2 tRNA genes and 2 rRNA genes are annotated in these 5,315 nt (G+C 46.2%); all 4 read right to left on the reverse strand.

What is annotated here, in order from left to right:
* Window positions 1–14 precede the first annotated feature (14 nt).
* Window positions 15–2,893, reverse strand: a 23S ribosomal RNA gene (locus HX004_RS17550).
* A gap of 121 nt (window positions 2,894–3,014) precedes the next feature.
* A tRNA-Ala gene (locus HX004_RS17555) sits at window positions 3,015–3,088 on the reverse strand.
* A gap of 85 nt (window positions 3,089–3,173) precedes the next feature.
* Window positions 3,174–3,247, reverse strand: a tRNA-Ile gene (locus tag HX004_RS17560).
* Between the two features lie 71 nt (window positions 3,248–3,318).
* Window positions 3,319–4,836, reverse strand: a 16S ribosomal RNA gene (locus tag HX004_RS17565).
* Together the 16S and 23S rRNA genes with 2 tRNA genes alongside form the textbook arrangement of a ribosomal RNA operon.
* Between the last annotated feature and the right edge of the window lie 479 nt (window positions 4,837–5,315).

Below are 5,315 nucleotides of genomic sequence, written 5' to 3' on the forward strand. Positions count from 1 at the left end.
TAAGAGAGGGAGATTCACATAAGCTTACGGGCTATTAGTACTACTCGACTTTGACATTACTGCCTTTACATCTATAGCCTATCAACGTTGTCATCTTCAACGGCCCTTTAAAGAAATCTCATCTTGTGGTGGGTTTCGCACTTATATGCTTTCAGCGCTTATCCCTGCCCAACGTAGCTACTCTGCGATGCCCCTGGCGAGACAACAGATGCACTAGAGGTTGGTCCAATTCGGTCCTCTCGTACTAGAATCAGATCCACTCAAATTTCTAACGCCCACAGTAGATAGAGACCGAACTGTCTCACGACGTTCTGAACCCAGCTCGCGTGCCACTTTAATGGGCGAACAGCCCAACCCTTGGGACCTTCTCCAGCCCCAGGATGTGACGAGCCGACATCGAGGTGCCAAACCCCCCCGTCGATATGAGCTCTTGGGGGAGATCAGCCTGTTATCCCCGGCGTACCTTTTATCCTTTGAGCGATGGCCCTTCCATGCGGAACCACCGGATCACTATGCTCTACTTTCGTACCTGATCGACTTGTTAGTCTCCCAGTCAAGCTCCCTTATGCCATTGCACTCTACGCACGGTTACCAAGCGTGCTGAGGGAACCTTTAGAAGCCTCCGTTACTCTTTTGGAGGCGACCACCCCAGTCAAACTACCCACCAAGCAATGTCCTCTGCAATGCAGAGTTAGATCTCAAATAAGCAAAGGGTGGTATTTCAACAATGACTAACCTACGCCTGGCGACGCAGGATCGAAGTCTCCCACCTATCCTACACATCACTTATCCAAGAACAATACTAAGCTATAGTAAAGGTGCACAGGGTCTTTTCGTCCCACTGCGGGTAATCGGCATCTTCACCGATACTACAATTTCACCGAGCTCATGGCTGAGACAGTGTCCAGATCGTTACACCATTCGTGCAGGTCGGAACTTACCCGACAAGGAATTTCGCTACCTTAGGACCGTTATAGTTACGGCCGCCGTTTACTGGGGCTTCAATTCAATGCTTCTCCGAAGATAACATCTCCTCTTAACCTTCCAGCACCGGGCAGGTGTCAGGCCCTATACTTCATCTTACGATTTTGCAGAGCCCTGTGTTTTTGATAAACAGTCGCCTGGACCTTTTCACTGCGGCCAGCTTGCGCTGGCGACCTTTCTCCCGAAGTTACAGGTCTATTTTGCCTAGTTCCTTAGCCATGAATCTCTCGAGCGCCTTAGGATACTCTCCTCGACTACCTGTGTCGGTTTACGGTACGGGTACTAATAATCTAAGTTTAGAAGCTTTTCTTGACAGCCCTTAGGCACACTATCTCGTTGTTCGAAAACGCTGAGTACTATCGCATTTCTCCATCTCTTACGCATTTTACTATAAGAAATATAGGTACGTGCTTCAACGAACTATTCCGTCAGTTCGCGGTGCTTTCATCACTGTGTCACTCCATCACAATTATCAGTAGTACGGGAATATTAACCCGTTGGCCATCGACGTCCCCCTTCGGGTGTGCCTTAGGTCCCGACTAACCCTAAGCTGATTAGCATAGCTCAGGAAACCTTAGTCTTACGGCGGGGGTGTTTCTCGCACCCCTTATCGTTACTTATGCCTACATTTTCTTTTCTATAAACTCCACCATATCTCACAATACGGCTTCTACGTCGATAGAATGCTCCCCTACCACTCACGTTTAAAACGTAAATCCATAGCTTCGGTAGTATACTTATGCCCGATTATTATCCATGCTCGATCGCTCGACTAGTGAGCTGTTACGCACTCTTTAAATGAATGGCTGCTTCCAAGCCAACATCCTAGCTGTCTGGGCAATCAAACCGCGTTTTTTCAACTTAGCATACATTTGGGGACCTTAGCTGATGGTCTGGGTTCTTTCCCTCTCGGACATGGACCTTAGCACCCATGCCCTCACTGATGATTATCATTAATTAGCATTCGGAGTTTGTCAGGAATTGGTAGGCGGTGAAGCCCCCGCATCCAATCAGTAGCTCTACCTCTAAGTAACTATGATCATCGCTGCACCTAAATGCATTTCGGGGAGTACGAGCTATTTCCGAGTTTGATTGGCCTTTCACCCCTACCCACAGGTCATCCGAAAACTTTTCAGCGTTAAACGGTTCGGTCCTCCATTTAGTGTTACCTAAACTTCAACCTGCCCATGGGTAGATCACACGGTTTCGCGTCTACCACTACTGACTAAAGCGCCCTATTAAGACTCGCTTTCGCTACGGATCCATGACTTAATCACTTATCCTCGCCAGCAACGGTAACTCGTAGGCTCATTATGCAAAAGGCACGCCGTCACCCAACTAATGGGCTCCGACCGCTTGTAGGCGTATGGTTTCAGGATCTATTTCACTCCGTTATTCACGGTTCTTTTCACCTTTCCCTCACGGTACTGGTTCACTATCGGTCTCTCAGGAGTATTTAGCCTTAGCGGATGGTCCCGCCAGTTTCAATCAGGGTTTCACGTGCCCCGACCTACTCAGGATACCACTATCCTTATCTTCTCTTACTTATACGGGACTATCACCCTCTTCGGTTTACCTTTCCAGGTAATTCTAATTCAATCCGCAAGAAATGTCGTGGTCCTACAACCCCAATATTGCCGTAACAACATTGGTTTGGGCTATTCCGCGTTCGCTCGCCACTACTAGCGGAATCACTTTTGTTTTCTTCTCCTCTGCCTACTTAGATGTTTCAGTTCAGCAGGTTCGCCTCCTATTCGGATACTATGTCTTCAACATAGTGGGTTGCCCCATTCGGATATCTACGGATCAACTCGTGTGTGCCAATCCCCGTAGCTTTTCGCAGCTTATCACGTCCTTCCTCGCCTCTGAGAGCCTAGGCATTCCCCATACGCCCTTATTTTGCTTATGTGCTTACAATTCTTTCGAATCGTACTTTCTATAAATTTTTATTTAAACAATAATATTACTATTACTATCTAACTGTATTTGTCGTTACAATATGTCAATGATCGTTTGAACTTTCGTTCTTGTGGAGAATATCGGAGTCGAACCGATGACCTCCTGCGTGCAAGGCAGGCGCTCTAGCCAGCTGAGCTAATCCCCCGTAAGTAGTTTACAGTTTACAGTTAACCGTGAACTGTCGTTTTTACGGTTAGCGCAACCTCTAAAATTTCCTCTATAATACTTCGTAGTCCCGGGCAGACTCGAACTGCCGACCCCTACATTATCAGTGTAGTACTCTAACCAGCTGAGCTACGAGACTCTGTATTATGAATTATCTTGTATTTGAACAAACAGCGAGAGTAAAATAAACCAACCTCTTTTTTTCTCTAGAAAGGAGGTGTTCCAGCCGCACCTTCCGGTACGGCTACCTTGTTACGACTTAGCCCTAGTTACTAGTTTTACCCTAGGCAGCTCCTTGCGGCGACCGACTTCAGGTACCCCCAGCTTCCATGGCTTGACGGGCGGTGTGTACAAGGCCCGGGAACGTATTCACCGGATCATGGCTGATATCCGATTACTAGCGATTCCAGCTTCATGGAGTCGAGTTGCAGACTCCAATCCGAACTGAGACCAGCTTTTGAGATTCGCATCCAGTTGCCTGGTAGCTGCTTTCTGTACTGGCCATTGTAGCACGTGTGTAGCCCAGGACGTAAGGGCCGTGATGATTTGACGTCATCCCCACCTTCCTCACGGTTTGCACCGGCAGTCTTGTTAGAGTTCCCGGCTTGACCCGCTGGCAACTAACAATAGGGGTTGCGCTCGTTATAGGACTTAACCTGACACCTCACGGCACGAGCTGACGACAACCATGCAGCACCTTGTAAATTGCCCGAAGGAAAGTCTATCTCTAAACCTGTCAATCTACATTTAAGCCCTGGTAAGGTTCCTCGCGTATCATCGAATTAAACCACATGCTCCACCGCTTGTGCGGGCCCCCGTCAATTCCTTTGAGTTTCATTCTTGCGAACGTACTCCCCAGGTGGGATACTTATCACTTTCGCTTAGCCACTCAGTCCGAAAACCGAACAGCTAGTATCCATCGTTTACGGCGTGGACTACCAGGGTATCTAATCCTGTTCGCTACCCACGCTTTCGTTCATCAGCGTCAATAAGTACGTAGTAATCTGCCTTCGCAATTGGTATTCCATGTAATATCTAAGCATTTCACCGCTACACTACATATTCTAATTACTTCCATACTATTCAAGTCTAGCAGTATCAACGGCAATTTTACAGTTAAGCTGCAAGATTTCACCACTGACTTACTAAACCGCCTACGAACCCTTTAAACCCAATAATTCCGGATAACGCTCGGATCCTCCGTATTACCGCGGCTGCTGGCACGGAGTTAGCCGATCCTTATTCTTACGGTACCGTCAAATAATTACACGTAATTACATTTCTTCCCGTACAAAAGCAGTTTACAATCCATAGGACCGTCATCCTGCACGCGGCATGGCTGGTTCAGAGTTGCCTCCATTGACCAATATTCCTCACTGCTGCCTCCCGTAGGAGTCTGGTCCGTGTCTCAGTACCAGTGTGGGGGATCTCCCTCTCAGGACCCCTAATCATCGTTGCCTTGGTATGCCGTTACCACACCAACTAGCTAATGATACGCATGCCCATCTTTTACCGATAAATCTTTATTATAAAAATGATGCCATCTCTATAAACCATGGAGCATTAATCCGAATTTCTCCGGGCTATTCCCCTGTAAAAGGTAGGTTGCATACGCGTTACTCACCCATCCGCCGGTCTCTAGAAAGCAAGCTCTCTATACCCCTCGACTTGCATGTGTTAGGCCTGCCGCTAGCGTTCATCCTGAGCCAGGATCAAACTCTTCATCGTATATTTTTAATATTGTAAAAAGTTAGCTAGTTTATTTCGTGATCCTTAAAATCACCTTACTCTCTTTTTTCGTATGCTGTTGTCCAATATGTCTATGATCGTGTTTCAATCTCTCTTCTACTTGTTTTTCGAAGCGAGTGCAAAAGTAATCAACTTTTTCGATTTGACAAAAAAAAATAGAATTTTTTTTCTTCGTTTTTCTCATCAACCAGTCGGTTACTAAAGCGAGTGCAAAAGTAAAAACTTTATTTGAATTGACAAAACTTTTTTGAAAATATTTTTTCTCTCCGTTTTCGCCAATCCTCAGTATTTACTGAAGCGGACTGCAAAGATAAGACTCTTTTTTTCATTAATCCAAATTTATTTTTGAAAAATATTTTCGAACTAATCTAAGGTCTTTTCCTGTGCTTTTCTATGAACGTCTGCTTGTTTAATGCGGATGCAAAAGTAGTACCTTTTTCGCCACTTCCAAATTATTC

Origin of the sequence: Myroides sp. 1354, from assembly GCF_030324495.1 — a bacterium.
GTDB lineage: Bacteria > Bacteroidota > Bacteroidia > Flavobacteriales > Flavobacteriaceae > Flavobacterium.